Origin of the sequence: Candidatus Accumulibacter sp. ACC005, assembly GCF_907163215.1 — a bacterium.
Lineage (GTDB): Bacteria > Pseudomonadota > Gammaproteobacteria > Burkholderiales > Rhodocyclaceae > Accumulibacter > Accumulibacter regalis.
Genome location: NZ_CAJQUB010000005.1, coordinates 323923 through 344687, shown reverse-complemented (window position 1 = coordinate 344687; position 20765 = coordinate 323923). Strand labels below are relative to the sequence as shown.

Sequence of the window (20765 nt, the reverse complement as noted above, 5' to 3'; positions counted from 1 at the left end):
CCTAGCGCACAAGCGGCTGCAGGTCGATGTGCGCGCCACCCGGGGCGGCGATTTCCAGGTCGGCGGCGGCGACGAAATTCTCCAGGACAACCGCCAGCGCGTCGAAGCCGCCTGCCGGCGCCGGCGCCGCATTGGCGACCATTCCACACGCATGCTCGGGGTTGGCTGGCGAATAGATTGCCGTGCCGGCGGCAATCGGGGTGTTCGAATGGGCGCGATAGAGGTGGCGCTTGACCTTGCCCAGATACTGCGTGCGGGCGATGATTTCCTGGCCGGGATAGCAGCCCTTGTGGAAACTGACTCCGCCCAGCTGCTCGAAGTTGGCCATTTGCGGAACGAACTCCTCCTTGGTTCCGTCGGTGATCAAGGGCACGCCGGCGGCTATCTCCAGCCATTGCCAGACCCGCGTGCCGACCGGTCGCGCCGCAAGGAGCAGGCCTTGCCAGAGCTTGCCAGCGGTCTCGCTGCTGACCACCAGTTCGAAACGCTGGCTGTCCAGACGCACGACAATGCCTTCGGCGGACGCGCTACAGGTCAGCGGCGCGACGGGTCCGCAAAGGCCGGCTGCCTGCAGCGCTTCTTCGGCGCGCGGGCCGGACAGGCCGATAAGCTGGAGATCGTCGGAGCGGTCACTGATGCTCACCTGGCTCCGCAGCACGAACATCCGCAGGCGCTTGAGAATCGCTGGCAGCAGGTCTGCAGACAGTCGCAGGTGATAACTGGATCCGCTGCGGACGACGAGAAAACTGGCGAGCATGCGCCCTTTCGCCGAGCACCAGGCCGAATGCTGGGCACTGCCGTCGGCCAGGTGCTTGACGTCGCTGGTCAGCTGCTGGTGCAGGAAGCTCGCCGCGTCGGCGCCGCTGACTTCAATCACCCCAAGATGGGCCAGTGGAGCGACGATCGTCGCTGCGGGTGCGGCCCGCAGCTCGTCGGCTGCCGCGCCGAAATCGGCGACCAGGTCCTGGTCGAGTCGTGCTCCTGAGGCACAAAGAAATTCCTGCCAGCTTGCGTTCATCGTTAAGCCATTCTCGTCAGTGGTTCGGGGCGGGCCTGAGTTTGCGGGTCCGGGAAGCGCTCATTGTCGCCTTCGGCGGAAAGCCTCGTGGAACTCTGACCGGGTTGGCGGCCGGTCGGTTCAGCCGCGCAGGTTTCGGCTATTATAGGGCCAGTCGAACTTCATCCTCACCCCCAGCCACGCAGCGTCTCCGCTGCGCCGGATTGATGCGCAAACACCTCCTCAAGCTGTTCGTTCTCGCGGTTTCCGTTTTCGTTCTGCTGACTGCTGCCGCCGCCTGGGTGGTGCTGACGCCGGTCACCTTGACGAGCGAGCAGGTCGATTTTACGATCGTCCCCGGGAGCAGCATGCGCGTCGCAGCCAGGGAGGTCGCCGCGGCAGGCGCGGAGCTGAACCCGTGGGTTCTGATCCTCCTCGGAAAACTGATGCGCGTAGACACGGCGATCAAGGCGGGCAGTTACGAAATCGCTGCCGGCATCACGCCGCTGGAGTTGCTCACCAAGCTGACACGTGGCGACGTTACGCAGGCCGAGCTGGCTTTCATCGAAGGATGGACTTTCCGACAGATGCGCGAGCGTCTCGACGCGCACCCGGACCTTCGCCACGATACCAAGGACCTGCCGGAAGCGGAGGTCATGAGTCTGATCGGCGCGCCGGAAACAGCCGCTGAAGGGCTCTTCTTTCCGGATACCTACTTTTTCGCCAAGCGCAGCAGCGATGTCGACCTGCTCGCCCGAGCTTACCGTTCGATGCAGCAGCATCTGGCACGCGCCTGGCAGGCGAGGGCGCCCGACTTGCCTTACCAGGAGCCTTACCAGGCCCTGATCATGGCGTCTATCGTCGAAAAGGAAACCGGACGCGACCATGATCGGCCGCTGGTTGCTGGTGTGTTCGTCAACCGCCTGCGCCAGGGAATGCTTCTGCAGACCGACCCGACGGTTATCTACGGCATCGGCGAGAACTTCGACGGCAACCTGCGCAAGCGCCACCTGCTCGCCGACACGCCGTACAACACCTATACCCGGGCGGGTCTGCCGCCAACGCCGATTGCCATGCCCGGGCTTGCTTCACTGCAGGCGGCTCTGCATCCGCCGTCCACCGAGGCGCTTTATTTCGTCGCGCGTGGCGACGGCAGCAGCCAGTTTTCACCGACCCTCGACGAACACAATCGCGCCGTCAGGCGCTATCAGAAAGGCGGCAGACCTTGAGTCGAAGCGAGACCCGTAAGCGCGGAAAGTTCATCACTTTCGAGGGTATCGACGGCGCCGGCAAGAGCAGTCATATTGCCGGCGCTGCCGCCCTGGTTCGCGGCCGCGGGCTCAACGTGCTGACGACCCGTGAACCGGGCGGCACCGCCCTCGGCGAAAAGCTGCGCGGACTGCTGCTGCACGAAGCGATGCACCTGGAAACCGAAGCCCTGCTGATGTTCGCCGCCCGCCGCGAACACCTCGCAGAGGTCATCGAACCGGCTCTGCAACGCGGTGACTGGGTCATCTGCGACCGCTTCAGCGACGCCACCTACGCGTATCAGAGCGGCGGACGCGGTCTCGACAAGGCCAAGCTCGTACAGCTCGAGCAATGGGTGCACGGCCACCTGCAACCCGACCTGACGCTGCTCTTCGACCTGCCGTCGTCGGTCGCCAGCCAGCGCATCGCCGCGCAAGCGCGCGACCTTGACCGCTTCGAACAGGAGCGTGCCGAGTTTCACGAGCGCGTGCGCCTCGCCTACCTCGAGCGTGCGGCGGCAGCGCCGCGGAGAATTCGCCGTATCGACGCCAACCAGGCGCCGGACAGAATCAAGAAATTGATTCAAGAAGCGCTCATAGAATACTGTTTATGAACATAATAGAGATGCACAGCCAAGGCTGGAAGCAACTTCAGGAGAGGCGCGCCCAGTTGCCGCATGCGCTGCTGATTGCGGGCCAGCGGGGGATCGGAAAATTCGAGTTGGCGCGCAGCTTTGCCGCGGCGCTGCTCTGCGAAGTGCGCAGCGAGTCGGGAAACGCCTGCGGTCACTGCCCAGCCTGCGGCTGGCTGGCGCAAGGCAATCACCCGGACCTGCGCCTCGTGCAGCCGGATGCGCTCGGCGAAGGCGAGGGGAGTGAAGCCGCTGCGGGCGAAGAGGTGGGCAGGAAGAAGGCCAGTCAGCAAATCACCATCGACCAGGTTCGCGCTCTCGACGAGTTTCTGCATGTGGGCACCCACCGTCATGGGGCGCGCGTGGTCTTGTTGAACCCCGCCGAAGCGATGAACCGGGCAACGGCCAACGCGATTCTTAAATCACTTGAAGAACCAATTGCAGGTACCTTGTTTATATTGATTTCCAGCGAACCACACCGATTGCTGCCGACCATTCGCAGCCGCTGCCAGACGGTTCCCATGCGACCGCCGCCAGCGGCAAACGCGGTCGCCTGGCTGCGTCATGCCGGCGTTGGCGACGGCGAACAGTGGCTGGCGCTCGCCGGCGGTTCGCCGCTGCTGGCGCTTGAACTCAGTGTCAAGGGTGAGCGCGCGCTCCTCGATTCGCTGCTCGGCCAGATGTTGCGCGGCAAAGGCCTCGATGCCGTGGCCGCCGCGGCGGCGGTCGATAAGGCGGTGAAGGCGGAAAAGCGCCCGGCGCCTTTGAAGCGTTCCCTCGAGTGGGCTCAGAAGTGGTTGTTCGACCTGACTCTGGGCAGTCAGGGCCTGCCGCCGCGCTATTTCGTCGCGCACGCGCCGCAGTTGCTGCGCCTGGCGCAAGACACGGATACTCGCAAGCTCTTGGCATTCAATGGAAAGGCGATACAATACAAGGCCCAGTGCGAGCAACCCGTGAATAGCCGCCTGTTTCTCGAAGAGTTTTTCCTGAACTACGCACGGCTTTTCTGAACCTCCCGAGGGGATATGGCAGAAGCAGACAGCCGCAAGCAAGCGGCACCCGGCTCACCGCGCCCGAGCGTATTGTCGCTGAACATCAACTCGAAATCGGCGCTGTACGCGGCGTACATGCCACTCTTGCGCCGTGGCGGAATTTTCATTCCGACGACCCGTAACTACGCTATCGGCGACGAGGTTTTCATGCTCCTGTCGCTGATCGACGACCCGGCCAAGCTGCCAATTGCGGGCACCGTGGTCTGGATTACCCCGGTGGGTGCCCAGAACAACAAGGCGCAAGGCATCGGTGTGCACTTCAACAACGATGAAGGCGGGGTCGAAGCCAAGAGGCGCATCGAAGGCCTCCTCGGCGGGGTGATGCAGTCCGGCCGCCCGACGCACACGATCTGACCGACGTGCTCCGAAACACGCCGATGCTGATCGACTCGCACTGCCATCTCGACTTTCCGGACCTGGCCAAAAACATGGCGCCAATCCTCGCGCTGATGAAAGCCAACGACGTGGCTTGCGCGGTCTGTATCGGCGTTACGCTGGAGGATCTGGACCGGGTGCTGGCGCTTGCCGAGGAATGGCCCACGATCCTGGCTTCCGTTGGCGTCCATCCCGAGGCGACCGGCGGACGCGAACCCTCGGTCAGCGAACTGGTCGAGCTGGCTCGGCACCCGCGAGTGATCGCCATCGGCGAGACCGGTCTCGATTACTACTGGCACAAGGACGCACCGGAGTGGCAGCGCGAACGCTTCCGTACCCACATCCGTGCCGCGCGCGAAGCGCAGAAGCCGCTGGTCATTCATACCCGCGAGGCAGCGGTCGACACGCTGCGGCTGATGAAGGAGGAGGGCGCTGCGGCAGCCGGCGGCGTGATGCACTGCTTCACCGAAACCTGGCAGGTTGCCGAGCAAGCGCTCGAACAGGGCTTCTACATTTCGATGTCCGGTATCGTTACCTTCAAGAAGGCCGAAATCGTGCGCGACGTGGCGCGGCGCGTTCCCCTCGAGCGGCTGCTGGTCGAAACCGACTCTCCCTATCTTTCCCCGGTCCCCTATCGCGGCAGGACCAACCAGCCGGGCTACGTGAAGCACGTCGCCGAAGAGGTCGCGCGCCTGCGTGGCCTGACTTACCAGGAAGTTGTCGACGCCACGACGGACAACTTCTTCCGCCTTTTCCCAGAAGCTCGTTCGAAAGTCAGCCAATGAAGACACTCAAGACTCTTGCTTTGCTCCTTGCCCTGCTCATGCCGGGCCTTGCCGCGGCCGGCGCCTACGAAGACATGGAGGAGGCGCTGATCTCCGGAGACACGTCGTGGGCCATCAAGCTGCTCGACAAGGGGATGGACGTCAACTCCGTTGATGCTGCCGGCAATACCTTGCTGATGCAGGCTGTACAGCGTGACAATGCCGATTTGCTGACGCAGCTGCTGAAGCGCCGTGCCCGCCTGAATACCCGCAATCGGAACGGCGAGACGGCGCTCAGCCTGGCCGCTTTCAAGGGAAATTTGCCACTCGTCCAGCGTCTCGTCGAAGCCGGGGCGGACGTCAACCTGTACGGCTGGCCGCCACTGATCTACGGCGCTTTCAACGGCCACACGGCGGTCGTCGAGTACCTGCTCAAGAAGGGCGCCAACGTCAATGCAACAACCGAGAACGGTTCGACAGCGCTGCTCTTCGCCGCCCGCTTTGGCCACCTGCAGATCGTCGAGCTGCTGCTGCAGAACAAGGCCGACCCGAATATCGCCAACGAGAGCGGTGCGACGGCCGTCGATTGGGCATTGAAGAGCTCGAATACCGACATCGCCGACATCGTGCGCAAGGCAGGCGGCCATGGCGGCAAGGCCGCGGCCGAGCCCTCAAAGTGAGAAAGGGGGCAGGGGTCGAATGCCGATCTTGCCGGCGTGCAGGCAGCGGCCGATGACGCGGTAGATGTCGGGGTCGAACGGCTGGCGGGTTGGTCCGTTCGCCAGCCGTTCCTGCAGAGCCTCTTCGCTATGCACAGTGGCGACCAGGCGCCACCGGTCCACCAAGTGAACGTCTTCACGCATCCCGAACTCGTCGCGCTCCAGTAGCACCAGCGGCCCCTTGTAAGGCCAGGGCCGGAGCTTGAATTTTGCCAGGGCGATCAGGACACGGGCGCCATGCAGGGCGAGCGTTTCCCTGCCAATGCAAACGCCACGGCAGCTCTTCTGTCGATAGGCGGCGCAGGGCCCTGCCTTTGCGCGATCATCGAGTCCGAGCAGCTTGTAGCACAGACGGTGCGCGTCGGCGAGCTTGCGCAGGCTGCGCAAGGCCTCGCGCGGACTCGGGTAGAGCCCGAACAGGTCGTCGGCGACGGCAAAATCAAGGTCTTGAGCAAGGACGAGTTGCGGGGGGAAGTCGCCGCTTTCCTGGGCCCGAAGTCGCCAGGAACAAAGCTCGCTGGGCGCTGCGCGAGATCTGCGGCCCGGCTGTCGCTCGCCTTCTTCGGGCCCGGCTCGGGCCGCTGAACGGGCCAGCTCGATCTCGTGTAAACGCGCTCCCAGCTCGCCTGCTGCGTCGCGCCAGTCGACGCGTCTAAGATCGCGCAGCAAGGGGGTTTCGCGCTTGGCAGCGGCGAAGTGCGCCAGTACCTGCTGGCGAATATTGGTCGCTCGCCGGAGCAAGAGCAGGCGCTCGCCCTCGCCGTAAAACGCGTAGGCGCCGGCGGCCTCCGGCAGATCGTCGATCACTTCCGCATCGATCTGCGCTGGTAGCTCGGGGCGGCCAACGATGTTCGCCACCGCGCTGCGAATCGTCTCGACCGGCACTTGCCCGTGCCAGCAGCGCCACAAATCCCACAGCAGGCGAGCATCGGCCAGTGCCCGGTGGCGAGAGCCCGCGACTGCCAGCCCATGACGCGTCACCAGGGTGTCCAGATTGTGGCGGTGGTGCTGTGGGAAAAGCTTGCGCGAGAGCTTCACCGTACACAGGGTTGGCACCCGGAACTCGATCCCGAGTCGCTTAAACTCACCTCGCAGGAAGCCGTAATCGAAGCGGGCGTTGTGCGCGATGAGTAATTTTCCGCGCAGCTTGTCGAGCAAGGACGGCGCGACTTGCGCAAAGGTCGGCGCCGAGCGGAGCATCGAGTCGTCAATACCGGTGAGGCCGGTGATGAAGGAAGAAACGGGGGCTTCGGGATTGACCAGCGCACTCCACTCGCGGGCGCCATGGCTGTCCACTTCGACCAGGCCGATTTCGATGATCCGGTCGTTGGCGAAATTGGCGCCGCTGGTTTCGAGGTCGACGAAAACGAGCGTTTCGGGAGCAAGCACAGGATTCATTGGTGGCCAGCGGGGAGGGCTGCTGGACAGGCGGAAAGGCTCGTCGCCCGAGCAGCCATTCTTCCGCCAACGCGCCAACGCCGGATCGCCTGCTGCGGGCGATCGTTGCTCATGGCCTGCCAGAGGATGATCAGCTGCGGCAGCTTCTAGCGCCCCGACGATCGCGCGATAGCCGCGATGGCATCGGCGAAGACCTCGGTCAAGGCCACTGGCAGATCGTGGGCCATTCCTTCAATGACCTGCAGTTTCGCGCCCGCGATGTGTGCCGCCACGTCACGACCGCAGGCGACCGGAATCAGGGGGTCTTCGCTACCGTGCACGACCAGCGTTGGCGCGCTGATCGTGCGCAGCATGGCGCGACGATCGCCGCTGGCCAGAAAAGCGGCCAGCTGACGCGCCACACCGCGCGGATGAAAGCCACGCTCGTGCTCATCGACGATTACCTCGCGCAAGCGTTGCGGACAAGCGGGAAAATCGGGGCTGGCGACGGCCAACTGGCGTTTGAGCGCGTCTTCGATCAGGCTTTCCTTGTCGCGCGTTTCAGGCAAGGGAGCAAGCAGTGCTTGTGAGGCCTCGGGAGTCGGCGGCGGCAGATCCGGATGGCTGCTGGTGGACATGATGCTGGTCAGCGACAAGGTACGTTGGGGATACTGGGCGGCAATGATCTGGGCAATCGCGCCCCCCATCGACGCGCCGACAAGATGCGCCTTTTCGATCGCCAGGGCATCGAGCAGGCCAACGCTGTCAGCGGCCATGTCAGCCAGCGTGTAAGGCGCGCTGAGCGCCGCACCCGTGCGTAGTGCCTGGCCGACGTTGGGCACGCCGGCCTGGTCGAACTTGGTGGACAGGCCGCAGTCGCGGTTGTCGAAACGAAGCACACGAAACCCCCGCTCGACGAGCGCCGCGCAAAATTCCCTGCTCCAGCGGCTCAATTGCGCGCCGAGTCCCATGATCAGCAGGATGACGGGCGCCGACGGCGCGCCGAAAGACTCGTATTCGATATGAAGATTGTTGACGGCGATCTGTGGCATCGAAGAAGACACTCGAACGAAGGGGCGGCGACGGGATCCGCAGCCCGGCAATCTACCACTCCAGGGCGAAGGCAGCAAATCCGCCTGAGCAGTCAAGGCCTGCTGAAACCCGCGCAGTGCACGCCTGGCAAGGGTGGCTGTGTTTGCCCGGGGCCATTCTTTTCACGGTCTTGCGACATTGTTCTCATTTGCCGAATACTTGCCAATCACCCGCGCTTGCCCTTCGTTTAGACTTTCTCCATGTCATATTTCTTAACGAGGAGAAAGCATCCGATGAAGCAAGTCATCCGTCAGTCAATGATGATCGCGTTCCTGGCCGGTTCACCGGCGCTGGTGTCCGCCGAAGCGCTGCAGCGGGTCAGCCCGAGTGACGCCGAACTCGACTGTACAGGGCTGGCCGCCCAGGAACAGGCGATGGCCGAATTTATCGCTGCTGGCGATCCCAATGCGCCAAGCATCGGCAAAGCGGCAGCGGGCGGGGTGGCAAACGCTGGCGGACAGGTCGCCGGTGCAGCGGTGGCGCAGGGTGCCGGGCTGTTTGGCGGGCTTGGCGGCCTGGTTGGCAAGGTCGCCGGCGCTGTGGCCCAGCAGCAGGTGCAGGAAAGCATGGCACCGGACGCCGCGGCGCAGCAGCGCGCCGCCGAAGCCAAGGAGAGAAAGGGCTTCCTTGGCAAACTGGCCATCGCCAAGGAGTGCCGGCCAGATGAACCCGCGTTCCCGGGAAAAACGCTCTCTGCCGACGAATTCAGAAAGCTCGCCGAAGGACCGGCCGCCGGAGCCGTGCAACCGCTTACGGTGGCCGCAGTGCAAGCGGTGGCGTCTGAGCCGATTGTCGTCCTCGAACGCGGCGGGCTCCTGGAAGGAAAACTGAATACCGCCGGCAAACGCATCTATATCAGTGAGTTCCGCGTTCTCTTCGAAGTTGGCGGAGAAGTCTCCGCCAGCACCCGTGCCGGCTACCTGCCAGGGACGAACTACGGCGCCACGCGTTCGCGAATCAAATATCAGGTCGCCAACGTCGATGTTGCCGCCTTGCAGGTGCTGACGGACAGGGCCTGGGCCGATCTGAAAGAGCGGCTCGCCGCCGGCAGCGTCGAGGTCGAGGACGCGGCGGCGTTCACGGCCGCGAACGGCGCGGTGTATGCGGCGACCGAGGCGGCAAGCACGATCCAGGCGCCCGTGTATGTCGAGCAGGACCTCGGGCATACCACGCGCAAATACCTGGTGCTGACGCCGACCGGGATGAAGCTCCACGAACGCGGGTTCGCCGGTCTTGGCGCCGGCAATATGGGCAAGCGTATCGACTGGAGCAAGAGCGGTTTCGACGGCATCGCCATCGGCGTGGCGATCAATATCGCGGCGCTGGAGACCTCCGGGTCGGGCTCATCGATCCTGAATCCGGACGGCGCGAATACCGGTGCTGGCGAAGGAATGAGCGTTACCGCGCCGCCGGGAGCGATCGCCGCCAGTGGTCACGTCGATGGCGGAAGCCTGCGCATGGCGAAAGGCATCGCCGTGGGCGGGAACTTCGCCCGGTTTCGGGAAGTCGGCGGATTTGATTCGCAGAAAAACGCGGCTGTCGTGGCCCTGCAGGTCGTCGGAAATCTGGCCGGCGTCGCCGCCAACAAGTCGAAGGTCGTCGAAATGGAAGTTGACCTGGACGGACCGACGACCAGCCGTATGGCGCTCAGTGGGCTGGCAACCTATAACCAGGCCCTGGCCGAGCAGTTCAAGGCAGGCCGACAGGCAAGCGGCGGGTAGGCGGATCCGATCGGTGGGCTTGCCCGGTGGCAGCATGCGCCTGGCGCCAATGGTGACGGACAACCGGGCGGATCAGTCGCCACGAGCCAGCACAGCCCCTTCTCAACCGCCTTCGGCCGGACTACGCATAATTTGTATTATGTAAACTGGATGAGATGGCCGCGTAGCGGTGAGAGGTAACAAGAAACGGGGCCGCAGCCCCGTTTCTATCTTTAAGCCAGCGCTCGCTCGGTTTATTTGTTGTCGAATTTTGCTTTGGCGTCGGCAAAGGTCTGGCGGACCGTCGACCAGATGTTTTCGCTGCCGTTTCTGAGTTCTTCCCAGGCGTCATCGGCGGCCTCGTGCAGCGCGTTGATCCGGCCCTGAGCCAGGGTCTTCTGGTAGCGTAGCTCCTCAGCCTTGGCGTTGAAGCTTTCCTTGAACCCGGCGTCGGCCTGTCGAGCCCTGGCCTCCATGGCGTCAAGATCTGCACTCCATTCGTCGAGCTGCAGTTTAAGCTTGCCGATATAGGCATCCTTTGCCTCTTTCAGACTCATGTGTCGCTCCTTTCGCAAGAGTTAACAAAACCCGCCTCCATGGTACCAGTGCGCTGGCCCTGTCGTCAGCCTGAAATAGCCAGGTTGGCGATGGCGACGCGGGCAGCGAGCACCTGATGCGCAGATGGTCGATGGCCGTACTTATTTCTTGCCACCCCGTTTCCGTGCCCAGATCCGCCTATACTGCAATCGCACCTGCGTTCGCCGGTGCTCACGAGGAGTACGATCATGGGCAAGATAAGGCAAGGCAACAAGGAAACGAAAAAACAGGCGGCGTTGACACCAAAGGAAAAAAAGGCCGTCAAACAAGCCGAAAAGCATGCGGCCGGCGTCGCACCGCTGATCCAGCGTTGACGACGCTTTAGGCTGCAAGTCGCACGCCGAAGTGTGACCAGGCCGTCGGTGGCCCGGATGCCGGTTGAGTGACCCGTATCCGGAGCGCTGGCGGTTTTTTTCACCCCTCCCCAGCGCTGATATGCCCGGTCGAGGCTCAACCGGCAGGTGCCAAGGCAAGACACAAGTGGCCTCTGATCGGGCGTTCGGCAGGCTTGAAAAATCGGCCTGCCGATCTCGTTCACCCGTCCCGCATGAGTGGTTTCAGATCAATTCCGTGGCCCACCACTCAAGCGGTCGAGCCGCAAGCGCTGGCGCTCGTCGAAAAGGCGTCTGGCGGCAAAGCTGACGGCGACGACGGTGCCGAATCCGGTGCCTCCGGCGATGAGAAACATGACCAGAATCTGATACTTGACTGCTTCCACCGGAGGCGTTCCGGCGAGTATCTGGCCGGTCATCATCCCGGGAAGGCTGACGATGCCGGCGGCCGACATGGCGTTGACGATCGGAATCAGACCGACCCGGATGGCCTCGCGGCGGCTGTCGGAAATTGCCCGCTGCCAACTTTGCCCGAGTGCGAGACGGCTCTCGATGATCTGGCGTTTCTGGGTGGCTTCCTGGGTGAGACGGTCGAGTCCCAGCGAGATACCGTTCATGGTATTGCCGAGGATCATTCCCAGCAGCGGTATGGCGTACTGCGGCGCGTACCACGGGCTGGTGCCGATCACCATTAGCAAGGCCATGACGGTCACCGTGAACGACGAAACGAACATCGACAGGGTGCCAACGCCAAATCCCCACCAGCCGACGAAGCGTCGTTTCTGGCGGACCATGACCTCGCGTCCGGCCACCGCGATCATCACTCCGGCCATTAATGTCACCCAGACCAGATGGACGTTGTCGAAGAGAACCTTGAGGACCAGGCCGATGAGAAACAGCTGGATGGTGCTGCGCGCCGCGGAGGTCAGCAGTTGTCGCTCGACCCCAAGGCGCAGGCGCCGCGACAGCCCGGCGAGGGCGAGGATGAGCAGCGCGGCTATGGCCAGGTCTGCGGGAGAAAGCGTGATCACCTGCACCGCGGCACCCTCTTCTCCTCCGCCAGGCCGCCGTCGCGCAGAATGAAACTGCGGTGAGCGACGCGTTCGATCTGCGCGGAATCGTGACTGACCCACAGCACTGCGGCGTGCCGCTGGCGTCGATAATCGGCCAGCAACTCCTCGACACGTCGGGTACTCTCCTGGTCGAGATTTCCCGTCGGCTCATCCAGCAAGAGTGCCGCCGGTTCGTGCATCAGCGTCCGCAAGAGAGCGAGGCGCTGCCTTTCGCCCGTTGAACAGCGGGACAATTGCCAGTCGATCGCTTCTTCGGGCAGGCCGAGCTGCTGCAGCCAGCCGGCATCGATGTCCGTCTCGAAGTGGTCGCCGACGCGCTCCCCCCACCACTGGCTTTCCGCCGCCACCAGGGCCACCGAACGGCGCCACTCCGGGGCCGCCAGCATCGTGCATGGCTGGGCATCGAGATAGGCGTCGCCGGCGTGTGCGTCGAGATCGGCGATGGCGCGCAGCAAGAGCGTCTTGCCGCTGCCGGAAGCTCCGTGGACACAGACGCACTCCCCGGCATCGACGCTGAGTTCGATGGGACCGACATGGCGAGTGCGCAGTTGATGAAGGCGAAGAATAGACACGCTAGACCAAGCTCAGATCATTTCGCAAGCGAAAGGGGGCGCAGAGGGCGAGTCAGAGCGTGGCGCCCGCAAAAAAGCGGGGCGCTTTGCGCGCCCCTGCGTTGCCGCTGATTTCCGCATCCGTGCGGGCTACAGAATCGGTGTGTGTTCCCCCACCGGATGGGCGCTTCCACTGGGTTCGTAAACCACGTGCGGACGACCGACCAACAAAGGATCGATGGGGCCGATGGCGTCAACGTCCTTGCCGGTGTAGTTCAGCTTATGCAGGACGTAGCGCATGGCATTCAGGCGCGCGCGCTTCTTGCAGTCGGACTTGATGACCGTCCACGGCGTTTCGGCGGTGTCGGTATGGAAAAACATCGCCTCCTTTGCCTTCGTGTAATCGTCCCACTTGTCGAGCGAAGCAAGGTCGATCGGCGAAAGTTTCCACTGCTTGAGCGGATGCACCTGGCGCTCCTTGAAGCGGCGGCGCTGTTCCTTGCGGCTGACCGAAAACCAGAACTTGATCAGGTGGATGCCGCTGCGCACCAGCGTACGCTCGACCTCAGGGGTCTGGCGCATGAACTCCGCGTACTCTTCTTCGCTGCAGAAACCCATCACCCGCTCGACGCCGGCGCGGTTGTACCACGAGCGGTCACAGAACACGATCTCGCCGGCTGTCGGCAGGTGGCGCACGTAGCGCTGGAAGTACCACTGCCCTCGCTCTTGTTCACTGGGCTTCTCGAGAGCCATGACCCGTCCGCCACGTGGGTTGAGGTGTTCGGTAAAGCGCTTTATCGCGCCGCCCTTGCCCGCTGCGTCACGCCCCTCAAAAATGACGACCACGCGCTGCCCGGTTTCCTTCATCCAGTTCTGCAGTTTCAGCAACTCGACCTGCAGGCGGTATTTCTGTTTCTCGTACGCCTTGCGCGACATCAGGTTGCGGTAGGGATAGGAACTCGTTTCGCGCCAGCTCGACGCCAATTCATCGTCCGGGCTGCTTGGCGGCGTTGCTTCGGGCTCGTTCCTCTCTGCCATCAGCGCCTTGCGCAGGGCTGCAGCGTCATCGGGAGAAGAGCCGGTCATGATCGCTTCCAGCGTCTTCGCCAGCGACGCCGTGTCACCGACGGTGGCGTGCGCGATGATGTCGCGCAGGGCGACTTTCTTGTGCTCGATCGCCGAACTGGTCGCCTCGGCGATATCGAAGGCTTCCATGGCGGCGGGCGTACGTGCAGGTGCCACATCTCCGGCTGTTGCCCGGCGCGGCTGGGTCGCCCGCGTCGACGCTGAAACAGCTCGTGCCCGCGGGGCTCGCGCTGCGGGCTTGGCGGCCGGAGATTCGGTATTCTCGGCTTCCGCTATTCCTCCCGCGCTGATGCCATCGGTGCTCGCGGGGGGCGGCGGAGTTCTCTTATCCATCTATCTCTCTCCCAGTGGGTGTGTTCTGCTACCAAAAAGGTCGCCACATCAACGCTCGACGACGATTGCCATAATAGCGCCGATATGTAAGTCGTTTCAATCGCTTGAGATCCGCTCGCGGCTTGTTTTCCACCCTTTTCAGTGTTTTTGCCGGTCAGCCCGGCAAATGTGTCGCCGGCCCTCGTCACCCCGGCGGGCATGCGACTGAGGGTGCGGGAGCGAGGGGCCAGGCGAATTCTCGCGTGGCAATTCGTTCGATTGCGCTGCTGCAGCGGTGAAACACGGCGCCCTCTCCAACGATGTTATAGTCGGCCTCTTGCGCTTGTCACAGGGTGATTAGGCGCCGCAGGAGGCGACATGCTCGCGTCAACAACGACAACGATTGGCGAACTGCGACTGGTACCTGGCCGCCTGCCTGTCGTCGCCATGGTCGCCGCTGTCCTGTTCGCGGTGCTCGCTTGTTCGCCGCCGGAGCCCGTGCGCATCGGCTTTCTGGCTGGCCTCTCCGGGCGCGTCGCCGACCTCGGTATTGGGGGGCGCAACGGGGCCATTCTCGCCGTCGAGATGCGTAACCGGCAGGGCGGAATCAATGGCCGACCGGTCGAACTGATCGCCGAGGACGACCAGCAAGACGCCGAGCTTGCGCGCCACGCGGCTAGCCGCTTGCTGGCGAGCAAGGTCGAGGTGGTCATCGGCCCAATGACCAGCACCATGGCTCTGGCCATCCTGCCGCAGTTCAACGCTGCCGGCGTCCCCCTGCTCTCACCAACGGTGACGACGAACGCGCTGACCGGTCTGGACGATGAGTTCTTCAGAGTGGTCGCACCGACTGCGGCGCACGTGTTCAAGTCGGCTGAGTATCACTTCCGGGAGAACGGACTGCGACGGGTGGTTCTCGTCTGCGACCTGAGCAATCAGGCGTACAGCGAAAGCTGGGCCGGCGATTTCCGCATCGCCTTCGAGGGCATGGGTGGGCAAGTCATTGGCGAAATTGCCTTCGACTCCGGCCAATCGCTGGCCGCGCTGGCGACCACCGTTCTCGCCGCAAAGCCCGATGGGGTGATCATCATCGCCAATTCGGTCGATACCGCCCTGCTGGTCCGGCACCTGCGCATGCGCGCTGCGGATTTGCGCATCGGTACGTCCGAATGGGCGGCCACCGAGCGCCTGATCGAGCTCGGCGGGCGAGCCGTTGAAGGACTTGTCGTCGCCCAGTACGTCGATCGCGATAGCAGCGCCGCAGCGTACCTGGCCTTTCGCCATGCGTATCGCGAACGATTCGGGCATGAGCCGGGGTTCCCCGGACTGACGGCCTTCGACGCCACCAACGTCGCTCTCGACGCCCTTACCGCCAGGCGCAGCGGTGAGACCCTCAAACAAGCGCTATTGGCGCAGGCCACGTTCGCTGGCGCTCAGTCGCCGATTCAGTTCGATGCCGGCGGCGACACGCAACGCGACAGCTTCTTAGCGGTGATACGTAATGGCGAGTTCAAGTCCCTGCACTAGTCCCCGCGATCGATCGCCCTCCGCGCGCGATCTCAGCGCTGCCGCGATGGCTGGCGCGGGCTAGGCTTCGCGACATGGCGCGCTCTCTTCGTTTCTGGCTGGCTCTGGGCCTGACCACGGTGGTGGCCATGGCGACCCTGATCGTCGTCGCCGTCATGCTCGGGGTGCTCCTGCCGTTGCTCAACAACCAGGTGGAGAGCAGCCACCGGGCTATTGCAGTGACCTTGTCGCGCCAGGTTGATGATTTCCTGCAGGGCTCGGCAGGCGAGGTCGAACGTGTCGCGGCCGAGATCGAAGCGCTGCCCACGCTCTTACCGGGGCGCGCTCGCGTGGTCATCGACACCCAGGTCAACGCGCACGCACCGCTGGAAGCGCTGTACATCCTGGATGCGAGCGCACGGGTAATGGACGTCGGTCTGCCGCTCGAACGGCGAAGTGGTCGCGACGAGTTGCTGGGGCTGGATTTCTCGGCACGAACTTTCCTTCGCAGCGCGCGTTCGAGCGGCAGCGTGGCCTGGTCTGACAGCTACCTGTCGCAGCGCGGCAAGATCGTCGTGGCCATGACCGTGCCGCTGCGCAGCCAGGGTCCGCCCAGCGTCAGTGCCGGCGAGACCCTGGTCGGAGAGCTGGATCTCCGGCAATTGTCGAAGCACATCGGCGAACTTGGCCGTGCGGCCGGCGTGCTGCCGATCATCTTCGACCGTGTTGGGCAAGTCGTCGCGCACCCCGACGCCAGCCACGCTGCGCGGCAGGAAAACCTTGCCTACCTGCCGCTGGTCCAGGCCGCTCTCGGCGGAACTTTTGGGACGGGTCGTTTTTCTCTCGACGGCGATGAGCACATCGGCACGGTCGTGCCGGTCGGCAGCTCGGGCTGGCTGACGCTGGTCGCGCAACCGACCGACATCGCTTTCGCGGCCACGCGTACCATCCTGCTAGCCATCGCCGGGGGCCTGACGCTGGCGCTCGCGCTGGCGGTGCTCGTGGCCTACGTCTATGGCCAGCAGCTGGTACGGCGGATCGCCGATTTCGGGCGCCATGTCCAGGCCATCGCCGACGGCGATTACGCAGCGCCGCTACCCTCCTCGCGGGCCGCGGAGCTGGCGAATCTGGCGCTGAGCATGCGGCGCATGGCCATCGCCATCGTCGAACGCGAAGCGGCGCTGGCCGCCTCCGAGGAGCACTATCACGCGCTATTCAGCGGCGCACCACTGGCCTATCAGTCGGTTGATGTCGCTGACCGCCGCTTCGTCGAGGTCAACGACGCCTGGCTGAGTCTGCTCGGTTACCGCCGTGACGAGGTCGTCGGCCGCGAGATCGGCGACTTCCTGGACGCCGCTTCCCTGCCCACTCTGGTCGAGGCTTTCCCGACCTTCGTCAATGCAGGGCAGATCAACGACCTACTGCTCGACTTCCGGCGCAAGGACGAGACGACGATCAGGGTTCAGGTCAGTGGCCGCATCCATCACACCACGCGAGGCGGGGCGCGCACCCATTGCATTCTCATCGACATCAGCGAACGCCAGCGCCGCGACGAAGCCCGACGGCGGTCGGCAGCCCTGCTCAAGCACCAGGCCGAGCGGGCTTTGGCCATGCTTGAATTGCCCAAGGCCGCCGAGCAGATGGACGAAAGCGAATTCATCCAGCACGGACTGACTGTCGCCGAGGACCTGACCGGCAGCCGGATTTCCTTCCTCTGCTTCGTACATGCCGACCAGCAAGACATCGACTCGGTGAGCTGGTCGCAGGGAACGCAGCGCGGCGCTTCTCGGGGGCTCGCCGACCTGCTGTGCAGCAGCCGTATCGCCGAGATCTGGATCGAGGCCCTGCGGCAGCGCTCGCCGCTGCTCTTCGACGCCGAGCAAACAGGCCTCATCGGGACTCGACCGCCGGCGCTTGCCGGGCTCGAACGGCTGATCAGCGTGCCGGTCGTCGAGGGCGGGCTGGGGCGCATGCTGCTCGGCGTCGGCAACAAGGTCGGACCGTATACCGAGAGCGAAATCGAGACCACCCGACTGATCGGCCAGGATATCTGGCGGATCGTCAATCAGCGTCGTGCCGAAGAGGCGCAGCGCCTGGCAGCGACGGTCTTCTCAGCCAGCACTTCGGCGATCTGTATCACCGATTCAGACGAGCGCATCGTCTCTGCCAACCCGGCGCTAACGACGATCACTGGGTACCCGCGGGACGAGGTCGTCGGGCAGACGCCACGGCTGTTTGCCGCTGCGCAGCAGAGCGACGGCTGCGCTCCCGAGAGGTGGGCCCAGATCGCAGTGCATGGCCTGTGGCAGGGAGAGGTCTGGCAGCGGCGCAAGAACGGCGAGGTCTTTCCGGCGTGGCTGACCGTTACCGCGGTCGTCAGCCCTGCCGGCACAGTGACGCACTACACGGGGAGCTTCGACGACATCAGCGAACGAAAACAGTCCGAGGCGCACATCCACTTCCTCGCCCACCACGACGCGCTGACGCGGCTGCCAAACCGCCTGCTGCTCGAGGATCGCATTCGCCAGGCACTCGCCAAGTCCAGACGCGAAGGCACGCATACGGCAGTGCTTTTCCTCGACCTCGACCGCTTCAAACTGATCAACGATACCCTTGGGCACGACACCGGTGACCAGCTCCTGGCGCGTGTCGCAGAGCGTCTCGGCAAGGTGCTGCGCGAGACCGAAACGGTGGCCCGGCTGGGCGGTGACGAGTTCATCATCGTCATTCCCGACGTCGCCGACGTCGAAAGCGTCGCGCGGGTCGCGCAAAAAGTGCTCGAGATTGTCGCGGCGCCACAGCTGATCGGCAAGCGTCCGTTACAAGTGACGCCGAGCATCGGCATCAGTCTCTATCCGGAAGACGGCGAAGACGTGCCCAGCTTGCTGCGCAACGCCGATACGGCGATGTATCACGCCAAGGAACATGGCCGTAACAATTTCCAGTTTTTTACCGGCGACATGAACCGGGCGGTACTCGAGCGCGTGGCGATCGAGAACGACTTGCGCACAGCTATCGAGCAGCGTGAGTTCCAGCTCTTCTACCAGCCACAGGTTGACAGTCGCAGCGGCGAGACCACCGGTATGGAGGCCCTGATTCGCTGGCGCCACCCGCGCCTCGGCCTCGTCGCACCGGATCGCTTCATCCCGATAGCCGAGGAAACCGGGCTCATTGCCCCGCTCGGTGAGTGGGTCCTGCGCGAGGCTTGCCGGCAAGCGAAACGTTGGCACGACGCCGGCCATAACGCTCTGCGCATCAGTGTGAACCTCTCTGCCCGACAACTGCAGCAGGGTGATCTCGGCAAACAGCTGGCGGCCATACTTGCCGAATCTGGGCTGCAGCCGCGGACCCTCGAACTCGAGCTGACCGAGAGCTTGCTGATGGACGACCCGATGAGCGCCGTCAAGCTCCTGCAGGCGCTCGCAGCTCTTGGCGTGCGAATCGCCATCGACGACTTTGGTACCGGCTACTCGAGTCTGGCCTACCTCAAGCGCTTTCCGGTCTCACGACTGAAGATCGACCGCTCGTTCGTTCGCGACCTGTCGACCGATGCCAACGACGCGGCCATCGTGCACGCCGTCGTGGCCATGGCCAAGAGCCTGAGAATGGAAGTCATCGCCGAAGGTGTCGAAACCGTCGAGCAGTTGCGCTTTCTTGCCGCGCACGGCTGTTTCGAGGCTCAGGGCTTCCTGTTCAGCCGACCGCGGCCGGCTGCAGAACTGACCAGCTTCCGCTTTGTGCTGCCGTCGGGCAGCTGACCCGGAGAAGAGAAATAATGCCACGCAATCTCGTCGTCTGCTGTGACGGAACCTGGTGCACCCCGAAGCAGGAAATGGGCGCCCTGCCCGCACCGACCAACGTCGTCAAGCTGCACAGGCTCTGCCTGAGCGACGAGCAACAGCGGGTCTACTATCACCCCGGTGTCGGTGCCGACGGCAATCTCGTGGAACGTCTGCTCGGCGGCGCCATCGGCCTTGGTCTCAGCCGCCACATTCTCGCGGCCTATCGTTGGCTGTGCGACCACTACCGAAGTGGTGACCGGATTTTCCTCTTCGGTTTCAGTCGCGGCGCCTACACGGTGCGCAGCCTCGGCGGCTTCATCGCCCGCTGCGGGCTTGTCGATCTCAGTCGGTGCAGTAAGCGGCAGGCCTGGACAGCGGTCGAAAAGGCCTACGAGCACGGCTACCGGAAAGGCCGGAAAGCGACGCAATGGGGTGCCGATTTCCGCTTTCTTGCCGGTGCCCTGCCCGATGGCCAACCGCTCATCCACTTGATCGGTGTCTGGGATACGGTCGGTTCGCTCGGCGTACCCGACGATCTGGTCCTCTTCGACCAGATCCTCGACGACCCGAGCAATTACCGCTTCCACGACACCCAGCTCGGCCCCGCGGTTCGCCACGGTCGCCACGCTCTGGCCATGGACGAACAACGGGCGAGCTTTTCGCCAACCCTGTGGAGCGACGCGCAGCGCTTGGTCGACGGCAGCGTCAAGCAGCTCTGGTTCGTCGGTACGCACGAAGACGTGGGGGGTGGTTACCAGGATTGCGGCCTCTCCGACGGCGCGCTGCAGTGGATGGTCGATGAAGCGACGGCACTTGGCCTGCGCGTCGATCCGGCGCTGGCCTGCCAGTTGAGTCCCGATCCGCGCGGCGTCCTGCACGAGTCGCCAGGCGGCGCTTGGAAACATCTGCGCACCTTGCCGCGCGCAACGCCGCTGGTGGCCGCGAACAGTGTTGGCCGTGAGCTGGCCGAGCAGGTCTGGGATCGGCATCAGGTACCGCCTCTGGCGCAGGCGCCGTACTGGCCGACGCGGGTCCTCGGTGTCGGTGAGTCGGCCAGCGCTGCCGTGTCCGCTGGCCAGCACTGGAACGCTACCGGCCTGTACCTTGAAGGCGGCGTGAACTACGCATTCGTCGCCAGCGGCGAGTGGCTGGACAGCACGATTCCCTGCGGCCCGGGAGGGGTCGACGAAGGGCAGTTCAACATCGGCGAGGTCGCGCACCTGCTCGGCAATGCCATTGGCCAGGCCGAAGCGATCTACCAGCGATTGACGAGCAAGGAAGCGGCCGACTGGTGGGGATCGCGGCGCCGCGAGGACGCGCCATGGTTTGCTCTGATCGGCATGATCGCCAACCAGCCGAACATGGACGGCAGTGGCACGGCGATCGAGGGCGAGAGCTTTGTCATCGGCGAGCAATGCACGTTCAAGCCGCTGCGCCCGGGCTACCTGTATTGCTACGCCAACGATGCCTGGAAGTTCTATGGCAATAATCGCGGCCAGCTGAGCGTCACCGTCAGCCACAGGTAAGCGTTACCGGCGGCGCACGAACGGACGCCCGCTGTCCGTTGCCCA

General features: G+C 64.0%; 18 protein-coding genes. 11 read left to right on the top strand and 7 right to left on the bottom strand.

The features are described 5' to 3' along the window. Window position 1: 1 nt before the first annotated feature. Entirely contained in the window at window positions 2–1018 is a 1017-nt protein-coding gene (locus QZ613_RS06640; RefSeq protein ID WP_291867176.1) for a folate-binding protein YgfZ, read from the bottom strand. A 206-nt stretch (window positions 1019–1224) separates the two neighbouring features. On the opposite strand from QZ613_RS06640, the gene mltG reads away from it, so the two are divergent. The 6 genes from mltG to QZ613_RS06610 are packed head-to-tail and all read left to right on the top strand — an operon-like array spanning window position 1225 to window position 5747. Beyond that, window positions 1225–2226, top strand: a complete 1002-nt coding sequence (gene mltG, locus QZ613_RS06635; protein WP_291867178.1) for an endolytic transglycosylase MltG — start codon at window positions 1225–1227, stop codon at window positions 2224–2226. Further along, entirely contained in the window at window positions 2223–2858 is a 636-nt protein-coding gene (gene tmk, locus QZ613_RS06630; protein WP_291901222.1) for a dTMP kinase, read from the top strand. The genes mltG and tmk overlap by 4 nt, the downstream gene beginning before the upstream one ends. After that, window positions 2855–3886: a DNA polymerase III subunit delta' gene (gene holB / locus QZ613_RS06625; RefSeq protein ID WP_291867184.1), complete on the top strand. Its 1032-nt coding sequence runs from the start codon at window positions 2855–2857 to the stop codon at window positions 3884–3886. Before tmk ends, holB begins: the two co-directional genes overlap by 4 nt. 15 nt (window positions 3887–3901) lie before the next feature. Beyond that, a complete protein-coding gene (locus tag QZ613_RS06620) occupies window positions 3902–4282 on the top strand; it encodes a PilZ domain-containing protein (protein ID WP_291867188.1) in 381 nt (126 codons plus the stop codon). Between the two features lie 23 nt (window positions 4283–4305). Then, window positions 4306–5088: a TatD family hydrolase gene (locus QZ613_RS06615; RefSeq protein WP_043564895.1), complete on the top strand. Its 783-nt coding sequence runs from the start codon at window positions 4306–4308 to the stop codon at window positions 5086–5088. Further along, window positions 5085–5747, top strand: coding sequence for an ankyrin repeat domain-containing protein (locus tag QZ613_RS06610; RefSeq protein ID WP_043564892.1), 663 nt, complete (start codon window positions 5085–5087; stop codon window positions 5745–5747). Before QZ613_RS06615 ends, QZ613_RS06610 begins: the two co-directional genes overlap by 4 nt. On the opposite strand, the gene QZ613_RS06605 is transcribed toward QZ613_RS06610, so the two are convergent. Further along, entirely contained in the window at window positions 5739–7184 is a 1446-nt protein-coding gene (locus QZ613_RS06605; RefSeq protein ID WP_291981828.1) for a 3'-5' exonuclease family protein, read from the bottom strand. The genes QZ613_RS06610 and QZ613_RS06605 overlap by 9 nt on opposite strands. Window positions 7185–7330: 146 nt before the next feature. After that, window positions 7331–8215: an alpha/beta hydrolase gene (locus QZ613_RS06600; RefSeq protein ID WP_291867197.1), complete on the bottom strand. Its 885-nt coding sequence runs from the start codon at window positions 8213–8215 to the stop codon at window positions 7331–7333. Window positions 8216–8488: 273 nt separating this feature from the next. On the opposite strand from QZ613_RS06600, the gene QZ613_RS06595 reads away from it, so the two are divergent. Beyond that, window positions 8489–9976: a hypothetical protein gene (locus QZ613_RS06595; protein ID WP_291867200.1), complete on the top strand. Its 1488-nt coding sequence runs from the start codon at window positions 8489–8491 to the stop codon at window positions 9974–9976. A gap of 233 nt (window positions 9977–10209) precedes the next feature. Here QZ613_RS06595 and QZ613_RS06590 read toward each other — a convergent pair whose 3' ends face one another. Further along, window positions 10210–10512, bottom strand: a complete 303-nt coding sequence (locus QZ613_RS06590; RefSeq protein WP_043564428.1) for a hypothetical protein — start codon at window positions 10510–10512, stop codon at window positions 10210–10212. Between the two features lie 228 nt (window positions 10513–10740). Here QZ613_RS06590 and QZ613_RS06585 point away from each other — a divergent pair, with 228 nt between their 5' ends. Then, window positions 10741–10866 (top strand): hypothetical protein, encoded by a 126-nt coding sequence (locus QZ613_RS06585; protein ID WP_291867204.1) that lies wholly within the window; start codon window positions 10741–10743, stop codon window positions 10864–10866. A gap of 248 nt (window positions 10867–11114) precedes the next feature. On the opposite strand, the gene fetB is transcribed toward QZ613_RS06585, so the two are convergent. The 3 genes from fetB to ppk2 form a co-directional block, all read right to left on the bottom strand. Continuing rightward, complete coding sequence (gene fetB / locus QZ613_RS06580; protein WP_291867207.1) at window positions 11115–11921, bottom strand: iron export ABC transporter permease subunit FetB; 807 nt, start codon at window positions 11919–11921, stop codon at window positions 11115–11117. Continuing rightward, window positions 11912–12529 (bottom strand): ATP-binding cassette domain-containing protein, encoded by a 618-nt coding sequence (locus QZ613_RS06575; RefSeq protein ID WP_291867210.1) that lies wholly within the window; start codon window positions 12527–12529, stop codon window positions 11912–11914. Before QZ613_RS06575 ends, fetB begins: the two co-directional genes overlap by 10 nt. Before the next feature lie 129 nt (window positions 12530–12658). Continuing rightward, window positions 12659–13927, bottom strand: coding sequence for a polyphosphate kinase 2 (gene ppk2, locus QZ613_RS06570; RefSeq protein WP_291867213.1), 1269 nt, complete (start codon window positions 13925–13927; stop codon window positions 12659–12661). 357 nt (window positions 13928–14284) lie between these two features. Here ppk2 and QZ613_RS06565 point away from each other — a divergent pair, with 357 nt between their 5' ends. From QZ613_RS06565 to QZ613_RS06555, 3 genes are all read left to right on the top strand, one after another. After that, complete coding sequence (locus QZ613_RS06565; protein WP_291867216.1) at window positions 14285–15433, top strand: ABC transporter substrate-binding protein; 1149 nt, start codon at window positions 14285–14287, stop codon at window positions 15431–15433. Window positions 15434–15507: 74 nt separating this feature from the next. Continuing rightward, window positions 15508–19170 carry an EAL domain-containing protein gene (locus QZ613_RS06560; protein ID WP_291867219.1) on the top strand — a complete coding sequence of 1221 codons (3663 nt, stop codon included), beginning with the start codon at window positions 15508–15510 and terminating at the stop codon, window positions 19168–19170. A gap of 17 nt (window positions 19171–19187) precedes the next feature. After that, on the top strand, window positions 19188–20720 hold the full coding sequence (locus QZ613_RS06555; protein ID WP_291867221.1) for a DUF2235 domain-containing protein: 1533 nt from the start codon (window positions 19188–19190) through the stop codon (window positions 20718–20720). The last annotated feature ends 45 nt before the right edge of the window (window positions 20721–20765 follow it).